Here is a 13,013-nt window from a genome sequence, read left to right on the forward strand (position 1 = left end):
CGCCCTGGAGGCGCTACGCGGGTGGACACAGGAAGGACAAGCGACGTGCGCGTACTCGTCGTCGAGGACGAGCAACTGCTCGCCGATGCGGTGGCCACCGGACTGCGCCGGGAGGCCATGGCCGTCGACGTCGTGTACGACGGTGCGGCCGCCCTGGAGCGCATCGGCGTCAACGACTACGACGTGGTCGTCCTCGACCGTGACCTCCCGCTGGTGCACGGCGACGACGTCTGCCGCAAGATCGTCGAACTCGGCATGCCCACACGCGTGCTGATGCTCACGGCGTCCGGCGACGTCAGCGACCGGGTCGAGGGCCTGGAGATCGGCGCCGACGACTATCTCCCCAAGCCCTTCGCGTTCAGCGAGCTGACGGCACGCGTGCGTGCCCTGGGCCGGCGCACCAGCGTGCCGCTGCCGCCCGTCCTGGAGCGCGCCGGCATCAAGCTCGACCCGAACCGCCGCGAGGTCTTCCGCGACGGCAAGGAGGTCCAGCTCGCGCCGAAGGAGTTCGCCGTCCTGGAGGTGCTGATGCGCAGCGAGGGCGCGGTCGTCTCCGCGGAACAGCTGCTGGAGAAGGCCTGGGACGAGAACACGGACCCGTTCACCAACGTCGTGCGCGTGACCGTGATGACCCTGCGCCGCAAGCTGGGCGAGCCACCCGTCATCGTCACCGTCCCCGGCTCCGGTTACCGGATCTGATCCAGTGGCTGCCACACCGGCGCCTCCCCAGGCGCCCCCGAAGCCCACCTGGGACCCCCGCAGGCCGGAGGCCCCGTTCCCCTGGCTGCGCCCGACCATCCGGATACGGCTCACGCTGCTGTACGGCGGCATGTTCCTGATCGCGGGCATCCTGCTGCTGTCGATCATCTATCTGCTGGCGGCGCAGGCGCTGAACGTCGGAAGTGACCTCCCCTTCAAGATCGTCGAGGGCAAGGTCACCAGCGACATCTGCAACCTGCCCGACAGCGCCTCGCCGAGCACGTTCAACAGCGCCATGAACGACTGCGTCAACGAGCAGCGCCAGCACGCCCTGGACAACCTCCTCAGCCGCTCCCTCCTGGCCCTGCTCGGCCTCGCCGTGATCGCCTTCGCCTTCGGCTACGCCATGGCGGGCCGCGTCCTGTCGCCGCTGGGCCGGATTCTGCGCACGGCACGCGCGGTGGCGGGCTCGGACCTGTCCCGCCGGATCGAGCTGGACGGCCCGGACGACGAGATCAAGGAACTGGCGGACACCTTCGACGACATGCTGGAGCGGCTGCAGAGAGCCTTCACCGCCCAGCAGCGCTTCGTCGGAAACGCGTCGCACGAGCTGCGCACCCCGCTCGCGATCAACCGCACGCTCCTCGAAGTGCACCTGTCCGACCCGAACGCGCCGATGGAGCTCCAGCAACTGGGCAAGACGCTGCTGGCCACCAACGAGCGCAGCGAGCAGCTCGTGGAGGGCCTCCTGCTGCTCGCGCGGAGCGACAACCAGATCGTCGAGCGCAAACCGGTGGACCTCGCCGAGGTCGCCGCGCAGGCCGTCGACCAGGTGCACGCCGAGGCGCAGGCCAAGGGCGTGCGGATCGAGGGCGAGCAGAAACCGGCGGTGGTCCAGGGCAACGGCGTACTGCTGGAGCGGATCGCGCTGAACCTCGTGCAGAACGCCGTGCGGTACAACGTCCCGGAGGGCGGCTGGGTCGAGGTCAGCACCGAGGTCCAGCACGGTCAGGCGGTCCTGGTCGTCACGAACACGGGCCCGGTCGTCCCGGCGTACGAGATCGACAATCTCTTCGAGCCGTTCAGACGGCTGCGCACCGAGCGCACGGGCAGCGACAAGGGCGTCGGACTCGGGCTGTCCATCGCCCGGTCCGTGGCCCGGGCACACGGCGGGCACATCACGGCGCAACCGCGTGAGGGGGGAGGGCTCGTGATGCGGGTCACCCTGCCCGTCTGAGATCATGCCGCGACACACACGGGGATGTTCGCTTTGCGCGGAATTTTCGCGGGCCGCTCTTGGCGTCTCCGTGTGTGATCGATCACAAAGGCAACTTTCCGGCCATCTACTCTCAGTGATCATGCACGCTGTCGGAAAGCCGGGAAAATCCCGGTTTTCGGGGGGCTTGATCACGGGAAGTACACGGTGAGACGCCTTTGAAGTGCGGCATCAGGACCGTGTACGGTCCGCATCGCCATCCAAGCCGATCACTCTTGAGGAGTCCGGTTGGGTGTCGATTGAGTAACAGACCTTGATGTGAGGCAAAATCTCCGCCTCGGGTCGGGCACAAGTCCGGCCTCTCACGCGTTACGTGCGCTGGAGACACCGCAGACACCCAGAGGGGGAGAGCGACATGGCAACGGATTACGACACCCCACGCAAGACCGACGACGACGTCGACTCGGACAGCCTTGAAGAGCTCAAGGCCCGTAGGAACGACAAGTCGACCTCCGCAGTGGACGTCGACGAGTTCGAGGCCGCGGAAGGCCTTGAGCTGCCCGGCGCGGACCTCTCGAACGAGGAGCTGGCCGTCCGGGTGCTGCCCAAGCAGCAGGACGAGTTCACTTGCATGAGCTGCTTCCTGGTGCACCACCGCAGCCAGCTGGCCCGGGAGAAGAACGGTCAGCCGATCTGCCGCGACTGCGACTGAGGACGGGTCGGCCGTGACTGGCTCGACCCCTCCCTGGAAGCGCCGCTTCCCGTGGGGAGCGGACGAAGGGCCGCTCGACGGTCCTCATGGCGCGCGTGACGACGAGCGGGGCTCATCCGATTCAGGATCGGCCTCGCTCGAACCGGCCGACCCGGCTGACCTCCCGGTGCCGGTTCCGACGGAGGCTCCGGCACCCGTCGCACGGCGACGTGCGGCGGTCATCCGGGACAGGGCAAGGGAAGGCGTCCGCAAGGGCGGCAGCCGGGCCCGGGCGGGCCTGGCGTACCTCGCCGACCGGATGATCGAGATCGCCCCGCGGATCCCCGTACGCGACCTCGAGACGCTGCGCCGGCAGTTCCCGGGCCTCGGGCCCGAGGAACTCGCGGACAAGCTCGTGACGGGCGCGGCGAACGCGACGTCCACGGTCGGCGCCGGCATCGGAGCGGTGGCCATGCTGCCGGTACCGCCCGCGATGCCGACCGAACTGGCCGCCGAGATCACCGGCGTCGCGGCCATAGAGCTGAAACTGATCGCCGAGCTGCACGAGGTCTACGGCGTACGCCCGCCCGGCAATCTCAAGCAGCGCAGCACCGCGTATCTGAACTCCTGGTCGGGAGAGCGCGGGGTCGACGTGACGAAGCCGTCGACCTTCAGCGCGGCGATGAACGGGCAGATGAAGCGCCAGCTGCGCCAGCAGATCATGAAGCGCATGGTGCGCAACCTGCCGAACCTGATGCCGTTCATGGTCGGGGCCGCGGTCGGGGCGGTCATGAACCGCAGAGACACCCGCAAGCTCGCCGAGCACATCCGCAAGGACCTGCGCAAGGCACAGGTGCCGTGGGAGACGCTGACCGAGCTGCCACCGCTGGAGACCCCGGCGGATCCGCTGCGCATCGGCGAGATCCCCAAGGAACTCGGGAACTGAACCGAAACTTTGCCCGGCAGGCAGAAGCTTTACCTAGGAGGCCGCCCCGCGCGCCGCCTCCAGCGCCTCCGCCAGCCGCTCGGGCTCCCGCGTCGACAGGTACAGATACGGCGTCGGGTCGTCCGGGTCGGTGACCTCGACCTTCAGCGCGGTCGGGATGTAGGCGCGCAGCAGCAGGAACGCGCGCGTGTCCGCCTTGTACGTGCGCCAGGCGCGCGCCTCCTCCGGGTCCAGGATCTCCGCCTCGCCCAGGGCGGTCACCGGGATCTTCGCCTCGCCCGCGATCAGCGAGCCGCCGACGACGCGGATGCGCGGCGAGCCGTACGAACTGGCGACGACGGCCGCGGCCGCGGTGCCGCCGGCCAGGCCGCCGAGCATCGGCAGCGTGCCGAACGGCAGCAGGATCAGCGCCATGGAGACCCCGACCAGGAAGCTGATCAGCCACCAGGAGCGGGGTGCGGTGAGGCGTTCTTCGTAGGGGGCGGCGGAGAGCTGCATGGGCCAAGCTTGGCACGGTGTCGGTATATCTCCGAGATCGGGGGCAGCCAGCGCGAAGCGCTGTCAGGCAGGGTGGCGGTGGGTGACGGGCGGGCGGGTAAGGTCTGCGGCTGTGAGTGGTTCGTCCGCAGTTCTCAAGCCTCCCGCCGACGCCAGGAAGCCGGTGCGTCATCCCGACGCTCCCGCGCCCGGTGAACTGCTCGGCGCGCACTACGGCCAGTGCTTCGGCTGCGGCGGCGAGCAGGCTCACGGACTGCATCTGGAGGCGCGGGCGGGCGACGGTGTCTCCCTCACCGCCGAGTTCACCGTGCGGACCGCACACCAGGGCGCCCCGGGGCTCGCGCACGGCGGCGTGCTGGCGACCGCCCTCGACGAGGCCCTCGGCTCGCTGAACTGGCTGCTGCGGACGATCGCCGTGACCGGCCGCCTGGAGACTGACTTCGTCGCGCCGGTGGCGGTGGGCACCACGCTGCATCTGACCGCCGAGGTCGTGGCGGTGGCCGGACGGAAGATCTACTCGAGGGCCGTCGGACGCATCGACGGTCCCGACGGACCCGTGGCCGTCCGCGCCAACGCGCTCTTCATCGAGGTGAAGGTCGATCACTTCGTCGACAACGGCCGCCCGGAGGAGATCCGGGCCGCCATGGACGACCCGGACCAGATCAGGCGCGCCCGCGCCTTCGAGGTGAATCCGTGAGCCGTGACCCCGTGAACGTGCTGATCCGGCGCGTCGACCCGGACGTACCGCTTCCGTCGTACGCGCACCCCGGTGACGCGGGAGCCGATCTGCGCACCACCGAGGTGTGCGAACTGGAGCCCGGTGAACGGGCCGTGCTGCCCACGGGGGTGTCTGTCGCGCTCCCGGAGGGGTACGCGGCCTTCGTGCATCCGCGATCCGGTCTCGCCGCCCGCTGCGGTGTCGCCCTCGTCAATGCCCCGGGGACGGTTGATGCCGGGTACCGTGGAGAGATCAAGGTGATCGTGGTGAATCTCGACCCGCGCGAGGCCGTGCGGTTCGAGCGCTTCGACCGGATTGCCCAACTGGTCGTCCAGCAGGTCGAGAGGGTCCGCTTCCAGGAGGTTGCGGAGCTTCCCGGGTCGGCGCGGGCCGAAGGGGGCTTCGGATCCACCGGCGGCCATGCCGCGGTGACCGGAACGAGCAGCACAAGCGGTCAGGCCGCCGTGGGCGGCGCGACGGGTGGGAATCGATACGCTTCGGTCGTATCCGACCGGGAAGGACAGTGACGTGTTCGGACGTCGCAAGAAGAAGGGTGCCGCCGACGACGCGGCCGGCGAGGCCGAGCAGGTCGTCGACAGTGTCGACACTGAGGCGGACGTTGAGGTAGAGGGCGGGCGCGTGCGGCTCGAGCCGGAGCCGCGGCCCGACGGGCCCTGGGACAGCTCAGAGGTGAGCGATCCGGCCGAGGGCCGGGTCGACCTGGGCGGCATCTTCGTGCCGGGTGTCGACGGCATGGAGCTGCGGGTCGAGGTCGCGGGCGACGCGATCGTCGCGGCGACCGTCGTGCTGCGCGACAGCGCCGTCCAGTTGCAGGCCTTCGCCGCTCCCAAGCGCGAGGGCATCTGGGGCGAAGTACGTGAGGAGATCGCCGGCGGCATCACTCAGCAGGGTGGCATCGTCGACGAGGTCGAGGGCCCGCTGGGCTGGGAGCTGCGCGCCCAGGTGCCGGTGCAACTGCCGGACGGCACGGGCGGCTTCCAGGTCGTGCGGTTCGTCGGTGTGGACGGGCCCCGCTGGTTCCTGCGCGGGGTGATCTCCGGGCAGGGTGCGGTGCAGCCGCAGGCCGCGGGGCTGCTCGAGCAGATCTTCCGGGACACGGTCGTGGTCCGCGGCGAGGGCCCGATGGCGCCCCGCGACCCGATCGTCCTGAAGCTGCCGAACGACGCGCAGATGGTCCCCGAGAGTGTCCAGCAGGAGGAGGCGGGCTCGCGCTTCTCCGGTGGCATGGGGCAGTTGCAGCGCGGGCCGGAGATCACCGAGGTCCGCTAGTCAGACACGGGAAGGGCCGCACCCCGGGTTCGGGGTGCGGCCCTTTTTCGTGCGCGGACCCTTGACGGCGCATTGGTCTGTACCTACGGTCTCCGGCCGGCAGCAAGGTCAACGCCGGCGCCCAGCCCTGGAAGGGCGCCTTCGGCAAGATGATGGCGAGCAGGTACGCCGACCTGAACCGCACGCCCAAGCCCCGCGCGACCGTCGAGTGCGGCTCGTACTCGAACCCGAACCACGGCTGCACCGACGAGCGCGAGGACGCCCTCGCCGCGTACACCGACGTCCTCGCCGCCGTCGGCATCTCGGTCTTCCTCGAGGACAAGACGTCGTACGACAAGGCCATGGCGAAGTTCCGCACCCGCACCGCCGCCTACGTCCCAGGAAACCTGCCGCGACCTCACCCACACCGGCTACGGCATCTCCGTGATCTCGCACGTCGCCGAGACCAGCCGGATCCAGGGGCGGGACCTGTACGGCACCGATGTAGGCGAGCGGCTGCGGCATGCGCTCGGGTTCCAGGCGAAGTACGAGCTGGGGACGGCCGCGCCGAGCTGGCTGTGCGGCGGATCGCTGCACCTGGGGCTCGGCCCGGTCGCCGAGGTCGGCCACAACGCCCTGCACAACCGTCTCGGCCACGCCATGACCAACACCCAGACCGTCACCGAGCGAGGCCGGCCGGCGGGCAGCAACAACCTCTTCGTCGCCTGGGAGACGCTCACCCATGGGGACAACCCGAGCTGAGCCGTCAGGGTTCCGTCAAAGACGTCCCCTGGCGCCTACCTCGTCCCGTTTGTCCACATCGTTGGCCGTAAGGTCGACGCTGCGTACGCAGCAGTGAACGGGAAGACAATAGGGCCATGGGACGCGGCAAGCTTCGGATCTACCTCGGTGCGGCACCGGGGGTGGGCAAGACGTACGCGATGCTGTCCGAGGCGCATCGGCGGGTCGAGCGGGGCACGGACTGTGTGGTGGCGTTCGTGGAGCATCATGGCCGGCCGCGGACCGAGGTGATGCTGCACGGTCTGGAGCAGATCCCGCGCCGGGAGCTGGAGTATCGCGGCGGTCTCTTCACGGAGATGGACGTCGATGCCGTCCTCGCGCGCCGACCCCGGGTGGCCCTGGTCGACGAGCTGGCGCACACCAACATTCCCGGGTCGCGGAATGCCAAGCGGTGGCAGGACGTGGAGGAGTTGCTGGCGGCCGGGATCGATGTGGTCTCGACGGTGAACATCCAGCATCTGGAGTCGCTGGGCGATGTCGTCGAGTCGATCACGGGGGTGCGGCAGCGGGAGACGGTGCCGGACGAGGTGGTGCGGCGGGCGGATCAGATAGAGCTGGTCGACATGTCGCCGCAGGCGCTGCGGCGGCGGATGGCGCACGGCAACATCTACAAGTCCGACAAGGTCGACGCGGCGCTGTCGAACTACTTCCGGCCCGGGAATCTGACGGCGTTGCGGGAGCTGGCGCTGCTGTGGGTGGCGGACCGGGTCGACGAGTATCTGCAGCAGTACCGCAGCGATCACCGGGTGTCGGCGATCTGGGGTTCGCGGGAGCGGATCGTGGTGGGGCTGACGGGGGGTCCGGAGGGGCGGACGCTGATTCGGCGGGCGGCGCGGCTGGCGGAGAAGGGGGCCGGGGGTGAGGTGCTGGCGGTGTATATCGCCCGCAGCGACGGGTTGACGTCGGCCTCGCCGAAGGAGCTGGCGGTGCAGCGGGCGCTGGTGGAGGACCTGGGTGGGACGTCTCATCATGTGGTGGGGGATGACGTTCCTGCCGCCCTGCTGGAGTTCGCGCGGGGGGTGAATGCCACGCAGATAGTGCTGGGGGTGTCGCGGCGTAAGAGCTGGCAGTACGTGTTCGGGCCGGGTGTGGGGGCTTCGGTGGCCCGGGATTCAGGGCCCGATCTCGACGTCCATCTGATCACCCATGGCGAGGCGGGCAAGGGGCGAGGCCTGCCCGTCGCCCGGGGTGCGCGCCTGGGTCGGTCCAGGATCATCTGGGGCTGGGCGGTCGGGCTGGCCGGCCCGGCGCTCCTGGCGGTGCTGCTGAACGCCGTCGATCTCGGCCTGGCCAACAACATGCTGCTGTTCCTGACGGTGGTCGTGGCGGCGGCGCTGCTCGGCGGGCTCTTCCCGGCGCTGGCCTCGGCGGCCTTCGGGTCGCTGCTGCTGAACTACTTCTTCACCCGGCCCCTGCACCGGCTGACGATCGCGGACCCGAAGAACATCGTCGCCCTCGTGATCTTCGTCGGGGTGGCGGTGTCGGTGGCGTCGGTGGTGGATCTGGCGGCCCGGCGTACTCAGCAGGCGGCGCGGCTGCGGGCCGAGTCGGAGATCCTGTCGTTCCTGGCGGGCAATGTGCTGCGCGGTGAGACCGGGCTGGAGGAGTTGCTGGAGCGGGTGCGGGAGACGTTCGGGATGGAGTCGGCGGCGCTGCTGGAGCGGCAGAGCGATGTGGAGCCGTGGACCTGTGCCGGGAGTGTGGGGCCGCGGCCGTGCGCGGGTCCGGAGGACGCGGATGTGGATGTGCCGGTGGGGGATCACATGGCGCTGGCGCTGACCGGGCGGGTGCTGCCGGCGGAGGACCGGCGGGTGCTGGCCGCGTTCGCCGCGCAGGCGGCGGTGGTGCTGGACCGGCGGCGGCTGCGGGCGGAGGCCGACCGGGCGCGGGCGCTGGCGGAGGGCAACCGGATCCGTACCGCGCTGCTGGCCGCCGTCAGCCATGACCTGCGTACCCCGCTGGCGGGCATCAAGGCGGCGGTGACCAGCCTGCGCTCGGACGATGTGGCGTGGTCTCAGGAGGATCAGGCGGAGCTGCTGGAGGGGATCGAGGACGGTACCGACCGTCTCGACCATCTGGTGGGCAATCTGCTGGACATGTCGCGGCTGCAGACCGGCACGGTCACCCCGATCATCCGGGAGATCGATCTGGACGAGGTGGTGCCGATGGCGCTGGGCGGGGTGCCCGAGGACAGCGTGGAACTCGACATCCCCGAGACCTTGCCGATGGTGTCCGTCGACGCCGGGCTGCTGGAGCGGTCGGTGGCCAACCTGGTCGAGAACGCGGTCAAGTACAGTCCGGACGGCAAGCTCGTCCTGGTGTCCGCCAGCGCCATCGCCGACCGGGTGGAGGTGCGGGTGGTGGATCGCGGGCCCGGTGTCCCGGACGAGGCCAAGGTACGTATCTTCGAGCCGTTCCAGCGTTACGGCGATGCCCCGCGCGGCGCCGGAGTCGGCCTCGGTCTCGCCGTCGCCCGCGGTTTCGCCGAGGCGATGGACGGCACCCTGCACGCCGAGGACACCCCCGGCGGCGGCCTCACCATGGTCCTCTCCCTCCACGGGACCGGCTCCCGCCCGCCGGACGCGGCCGGACCGCACGCGCAGGAACCCCTTCACCCCGCTCGACCGGAAAGGCAGTCCCTATGACCCGGGTGCTCGTGATCGAGGACGAGCCGCAGATCGTGCGCGCCCTAGTGATCAACCTCAAGGCCCGCAAGTACGAGGTCGACGCGGCCCACGACGGCGCCACCGCCCTCCAGCTCGCCGCCGCCCGCCACCCCGACGTCGTGGTGCTCGACCTGGGACTGCCCGACCTCGACGGCGTCGAGGTGATCAAGGGGCTGCGTGGCTGGACCCGGGTGCCGATCATCGTGCTCTCCGCCCGGCACACCTCCGACGAGAAGGTCGAGGCGCTGGACGCGGGCGCCGACGACTACGTCACCAAGCCCTTCGGCATGGACGAGCTGCTGGCCCGGCTGCGGGCCGCCGTCCGCCGCGCCGAGCCCACCGGGGGCGGCGAGGACGACGTGACGGTGGAGACCGACGAGTTCACCGTCGACCTGGCCGCCAAGAAGGTCAACCGCGCCGGCAAGGACGTACGGCTGACCCCCACGGAGTGGCACCTCCTGGAGGTCCTCGTCCGCAACAGCGGCCGCCTGGTCAGCCAGAAGCAGCTGCTGCAAGAGGTGTGGGGGCCGTCGTACGGGACGGAGACGAACTACCTGCGGGTGTACATGGCCCAGCTCAGGAGGAAGCTGGAGGCCGACCCGTCGCACCCGAAACACTTCATGACGGAGCCGGGGATGGGGTACCGGTTCGAGCGCTAGGACGGGGGGTACGTAGCTGTCGGCGCCCCGGTACGCTTCAGATATGGGTGGTGTTCCTCGTTCCGAAAAGCCGGTGGGCCGGTTCCGGCGCATGCTCGACCGGCTCTCCTCGTCGCAGGAGGACCTGGAGTCGGAGGAGCTGCGCGAGGACGCCGACACCGCAGGCTGTATCCGCATAGGTGACTGCCACGACCGTCAGATAGTGACCGTTACTGGTACCTTGCGCACGGTCACCCTGCGGCCGCGTGCGGGAGTCCCGGCTCTGGAGGCCGAGTTGTTCGACGGCTCCGCCGCGCTGGACGTGGTGTGGCTCGGCCGGCGCTCCATCGTGGGGATAGAGCCCGGACGCAAACTGATCGCATCGGGCCGGATCTCGATGAGCCGCGGACGCCGTGTGCTGTTCAACCCGAAATACGAACTGAGACCCCTCGGACGGGAGTAGCCGGTGACGTCGCTCGACAAGCCGACCACAGACACCGAAGACACCGAAGACACCGCAGCCGCCGGGCACGACGCCCGGGCGGTGACCGAGGCAGCGCTGTTCGAGGCGTTCGGCGGCCTGCGGGGCATGATCGAGACGGTGCTGCCCGGTCTTCTCTTCGTCACCATCTACACGATCAACAAGGACCTGCACCTGTCGGCGATCGCCGCCCTCGGTGTGTCCCTGCTGCTGGTCGTGGTCCGCCTGGCGATGAGGGACACCGTCAAGCACGCCTTCAGCGGAGTCTTCGGCGTCGCGTTCGGTGTCGTGTTCGCGATGATGACGGGCAACGCCAAGGACTTCTACCTGCCCGGCATGCTCTACACGCTGGGCCTGGCGCTCGCGTACATCATCACGACCCTGGCCGGCGTCCCGCTGCTCGGCCTGATCCTCGGCCCGGTCTTCAAGGAGAACCTCTCCTGGCGCACCCGCAACCCGGGCCGAAAGAAGGCGTACGCCAAGGCCAGTTACGCCTGGGGACTGATCCTGCTCGCCAAGTGCGCGATCCTTTTCCCGCTGTACTGGTGGGCCGACACCACCCAGCTCGGCTGGGTCCTGGTCGCCCTGAAGATCCCGCCGTTCCTGCTGGCCGTCTGGCTGACCTGGGTGTTCCTGGCGAAGGCTCCGGCACCCATCGACGTGTTCGCCGAGATGGAGGCGGAGGAGAAGGCCGAGCAGGAACGCAAGGCAGCTCTCACGCCGGAGCACGGCGAGGCCACGGCGGGCCGGCACCGCCGGGACGCCTAGGCGCTCCGCTGGAGGTGCCGCGATATGCCGTCGATCGTCTGCGGCGCCGTCGTAGCTCGTCGCGCCCACGCGGCGGAGCCGCATATAGATACAGCCCCGCGCCCCTTCAGGGCGCTGCCGAACCGCAGCAGACATCGCCGGACCGCCTAGCAAGCGGTTCTACGACGACGGAGGGCGCCCCGCGAGTCGCGGGGCGCCCTCCGTCGTCGTAACCCTGGAACGGCTCAGCTCACCGTGTCCTCGCGCCGCACCGACAGCAGATCCTCCAGCTGCTCCTCGCGGGCCTGGGCCGCCACGAACAGCAGCTCGTCGCCCGCTTCCAGGGAGTCCTCCTGGGACGGGGTGAGGACGCGGTTGCCGCGGATGATGGTGACCAGGGAGGTGTCCTGCGGCCACTCGACATCGCCGACCTGCGTGCCGGCCAGAGCCGACTCCTCCGGCAGGGTCAGCTCGACGAGGTTGGCGTCGCCGTGGCTGAAGCGCAGCAGCCGGACCAGGTCGCCGACGCTGACCGCCTCCTCGACGAGGGCGGACATGAGACGGGGGGTGGAGACGGCGACGTCGACGCCCCAGGACTCGTTGAACAGCCACTCGTTCTTCGGGTTGTTCACCCGGGCGACGACGCGCGGGACGCCGTATTCCGTCTTCGCCAGCAGGGAGACGACCAGGTTCACCTTGTCGTCGCCGGTCGCGGCGATCACGACGTTGCAGCGCTGGAGCGCGGCCTCGTCCAGGGACGTGATCTCGCAGGCGTCGGCGAGCAGCCACTCCGCCTGCGGCACGCGCTCGACCGAGATGGCGGTCGGCGCTTTGTCGATGAGCAGGACCTCGTGGCCGTTCTCCAGCAGTTCGCCCGCGATCGAGCGGCCCACCGCACCGGCACCGGCAATGGCGACCCTCATCAGTGACCGCCCTCCTCTTCGGGACCCTTGGCGAACGCCGCCTCGACCTTGTCGACCTCGTCGGCACGCATCATCACGTGCACCAGGTCGCCCTCCTGCAGCACCGTCTGCGAGGAGGGCAGCACCGCCTCACCGAGGCGGGTCAGGAACGCCACGCGGACGCCCGTCTCCTCCTGCAGCTTGCTGATCTTGTGACCGACCCAGGCGGTCGAGGCGTGCACCTCGGCCAGCTGGACACCGCCGGTGGGGTCGCGCCACAGCGGCTCGGCACCCGAGGGGAGCAGACGGCGCAGCATCTGGTCGGCGGTCCAGCGCACGGTCGCGACGGTGGGGATGCCGAGGCGCTGGTAGACCTCGGCGCGGCGGGGGTCGTAGATACGGGCCGCGACGTTCTCGATGCCGAACATCTCGCGCGCGACGCGGGCGGCGATGATGTTCGAGTTGTCGCCGCTGGAGACGGCGGCGAAGGCGCCGGCCTCCTCGATGCCGGCCTCGCGCAGGGTGTCCTGGTCGAAGCCGACGCCGGTGACCCGGCGGCCACCGAACGAGGAGCCGAGCCGTCGGAAGGCGGTGGGGTCCTGGTCGATCACGGCGACCGTGTGCCCCTGTTGCTCCAAGGTCTGGGCGAGAGCGGAGCCCACTCTGCCGCAGCCCATGATGACGATGTGCACGACCGTCCTTCCGCTGTCAAAGAGTCGTTGACTAGGTCTGAACAGGGTC

At 69.8% G+C, this 13,013-nt stretch carries 14 protein-coding genes and 1 pseudogene; 12 read left to right on the plus strand and 3 right to left on the minus strand.

The features are described from left to right. Positions 1-45: 45 nt before the first annotated feature. The 4 genes from QQY66_RS37915 to QQY66_RS37930 all read left to right on the plus strand — a co-directional run bounded on the left by QQY66_RS37915 (position 46) and on the right by QQY66_RS37930 (position 3,552). On the plus strand, positions 46-699 hold the full coding sequence (locus QQY66_RS37915; RefSeq protein WP_007385219.1) for a response regulator transcription factor: 654 nt from the start codon (positions 46-48) through the stop codon (positions 697-699). Positions 700-703: 4 nt separating this feature from the next. After that, positions 704-1,936, plus strand: coding sequence for a HAMP domain-containing sensor histidine kinase (locus QQY66_RS37920; protein WP_301984874.1), 1,233 nt, complete (start codon positions 704-706; stop codon positions 1,934-1,936). 394 nt (positions 1,937-2,330) lie between these two features. Continuing rightward, on the plus strand, positions 2,331-2,627 hold the full coding sequence (locus QQY66_RS37925; RefSeq protein ID WP_005481602.1) for a DUF4193 domain-containing protein: 297 nt from the start codon (positions 2,331-2,333) through the stop codon (positions 2,625-2,627). Positions 2,628-2,640: 13 nt separating this feature from the next. Further along, complete coding sequence (locus QQY66_RS37930; RefSeq protein WP_301984876.1) at positions 2,641-3,552, plus strand: hypothetical protein; 912 nt, start codon at positions 2,641-2,643, stop codon at positions 3,550-3,552. A gap of 33 nt (positions 3,553-3,585) precedes the next feature. Here the strand turns inward: QQY66_RS37930 and QQY66_RS37935 are convergent, their stop codons facing one another. After that, positions 3,586-4,050 carry a DUF3093 domain-containing protein gene (locus tag QQY66_RS37935; protein WP_301984877.1) on the minus strand — a complete coding sequence of 155 codons (465 nt, stop codon included), beginning with the start codon at positions 4,048-4,050 and terminating at the stop codon, positions 3,586-3,588. 112 nt (positions 4,051-4,162) lie between these two features. Here QQY66_RS37935 and QQY66_RS37940 point away from each other — a divergent pair, with 112 nt between their 5' ends. The 8 genes and pseudogenes from QQY66_RS37940 (at position 4,163) to QQY66_RS37975 (ending at position 11,391) form a co-directional block, all read left to right on the plus strand. Continuing rightward, positions 4,163-4,747, plus strand: a complete 585-nt coding sequence (locus tag QQY66_RS37940) for a PaaI family thioesterase (RefSeq protein WP_301984878.1) — start codon at positions 4,163-4,165, stop codon at positions 4,745-4,747. After that, a complete protein-coding gene (gene dut, locus QQY66_RS37945; protein ID WP_301984879.1) occupies positions 4,744-5,295 on the plus strand; it encodes a dUTP diphosphatase in 552 nt (183 codons plus the stop codon). The genes QQY66_RS37940 and dut overlap by 4 nt, the downstream gene beginning before the upstream one ends. A 1-nt stretch (position 5,296) precedes the next feature. After that, entirely contained in the window at positions 5,297-6,058 is a 762-nt protein-coding gene (locus QQY66_RS37950; RefSeq protein WP_301984880.1) for a DUF3710 domain-containing protein, read from the plus strand. A 101-nt stretch (positions 6,059-6,159) separates the two neighbouring features. Next, positions 6,160-6,799, plus strand: a pseudogene (locus tag QQY66_RS37955) (hypothetical protein); the annotation flags it as partial. Positions 6,800-6,915: 116 nt separating this feature from the next. Continuing rightward, positions 6,916-9,483 carry a sensor histidine kinase KdpD gene (locus tag QQY66_RS37960; protein WP_301984881.1) on the plus strand — a complete coding sequence of 856 codons (2,568 nt, stop codon included), beginning with the start codon at positions 6,916-6,918 and terminating at the stop codon, positions 9,481-9,483. Further along, on the plus strand, positions 9,480-10,163 hold the full coding sequence (locus tag QQY66_RS37965; RefSeq protein ID WP_301984882.1) for a response regulator: 684 nt from the start codon (positions 9,480-9,482) through the stop codon (positions 10,161-10,163). The genes QQY66_RS37960 and QQY66_RS37965 overlap by 4 nt, the downstream gene beginning before the upstream one ends. 43 nt (positions 10,164-10,206) lie before the next feature. Then, positions 10,207-10,605 (plus strand): OB-fold nucleic acid binding domain-containing protein, encoded by a 399-nt coding sequence (locus QQY66_RS37970; RefSeq protein WP_301984883.1) that lies wholly within the window; start codon positions 10,207-10,209, stop codon positions 10,603-10,605. A gap of 3 nt (positions 10,606-10,608) precedes the next feature. Next, positions 10,609-11,391 carry a DUF3159 domain-containing protein gene (locus tag QQY66_RS37975; protein WP_301984884.1) on the plus strand — a complete coding sequence of 261 codons (783 nt, stop codon included), beginning with the start codon at positions 10,609-10,611 and terminating at the stop codon, positions 11,389-11,391. Between the two features lie 224 nt (positions 11,392-11,615). Here QQY66_RS37975 and QQY66_RS37980 read toward each other — a convergent pair whose 3' ends face one another. Together QQY66_RS37980 and QQY66_RS37985 are read right to left on the minus strand one after the other, a co-directional pair. Beyond that, positions 11,616-12,293, minus strand: a complete 678-nt coding sequence (locus QQY66_RS37980; protein ID WP_301984885.1) for a TrkA family potassium uptake protein — start codon at positions 12,291-12,293, stop codon at positions 11,616-11,618. Further along, a complete protein-coding gene (locus tag QQY66_RS37985; RefSeq protein ID WP_301984886.1) occupies positions 12,293-12,964 on the minus strand; it encodes a TrkA family potassium uptake protein in 672 nt (223 codons plus the stop codon). Before QQY66_RS37985 ends, QQY66_RS37980 begins: the two co-directional genes overlap by 1 nt. Positions 12,965-13,013 lie beyond the last annotated feature (49 nt).

The sequence above is a fragment of the Streptomyces sp. DG2A-72 genome (assembly GCF_030499575.1).
Lineage (GTDB): Bacteria > Actinomycetota > Actinomycetes > Streptomycetales > Streptomycetaceae > Streptomyces.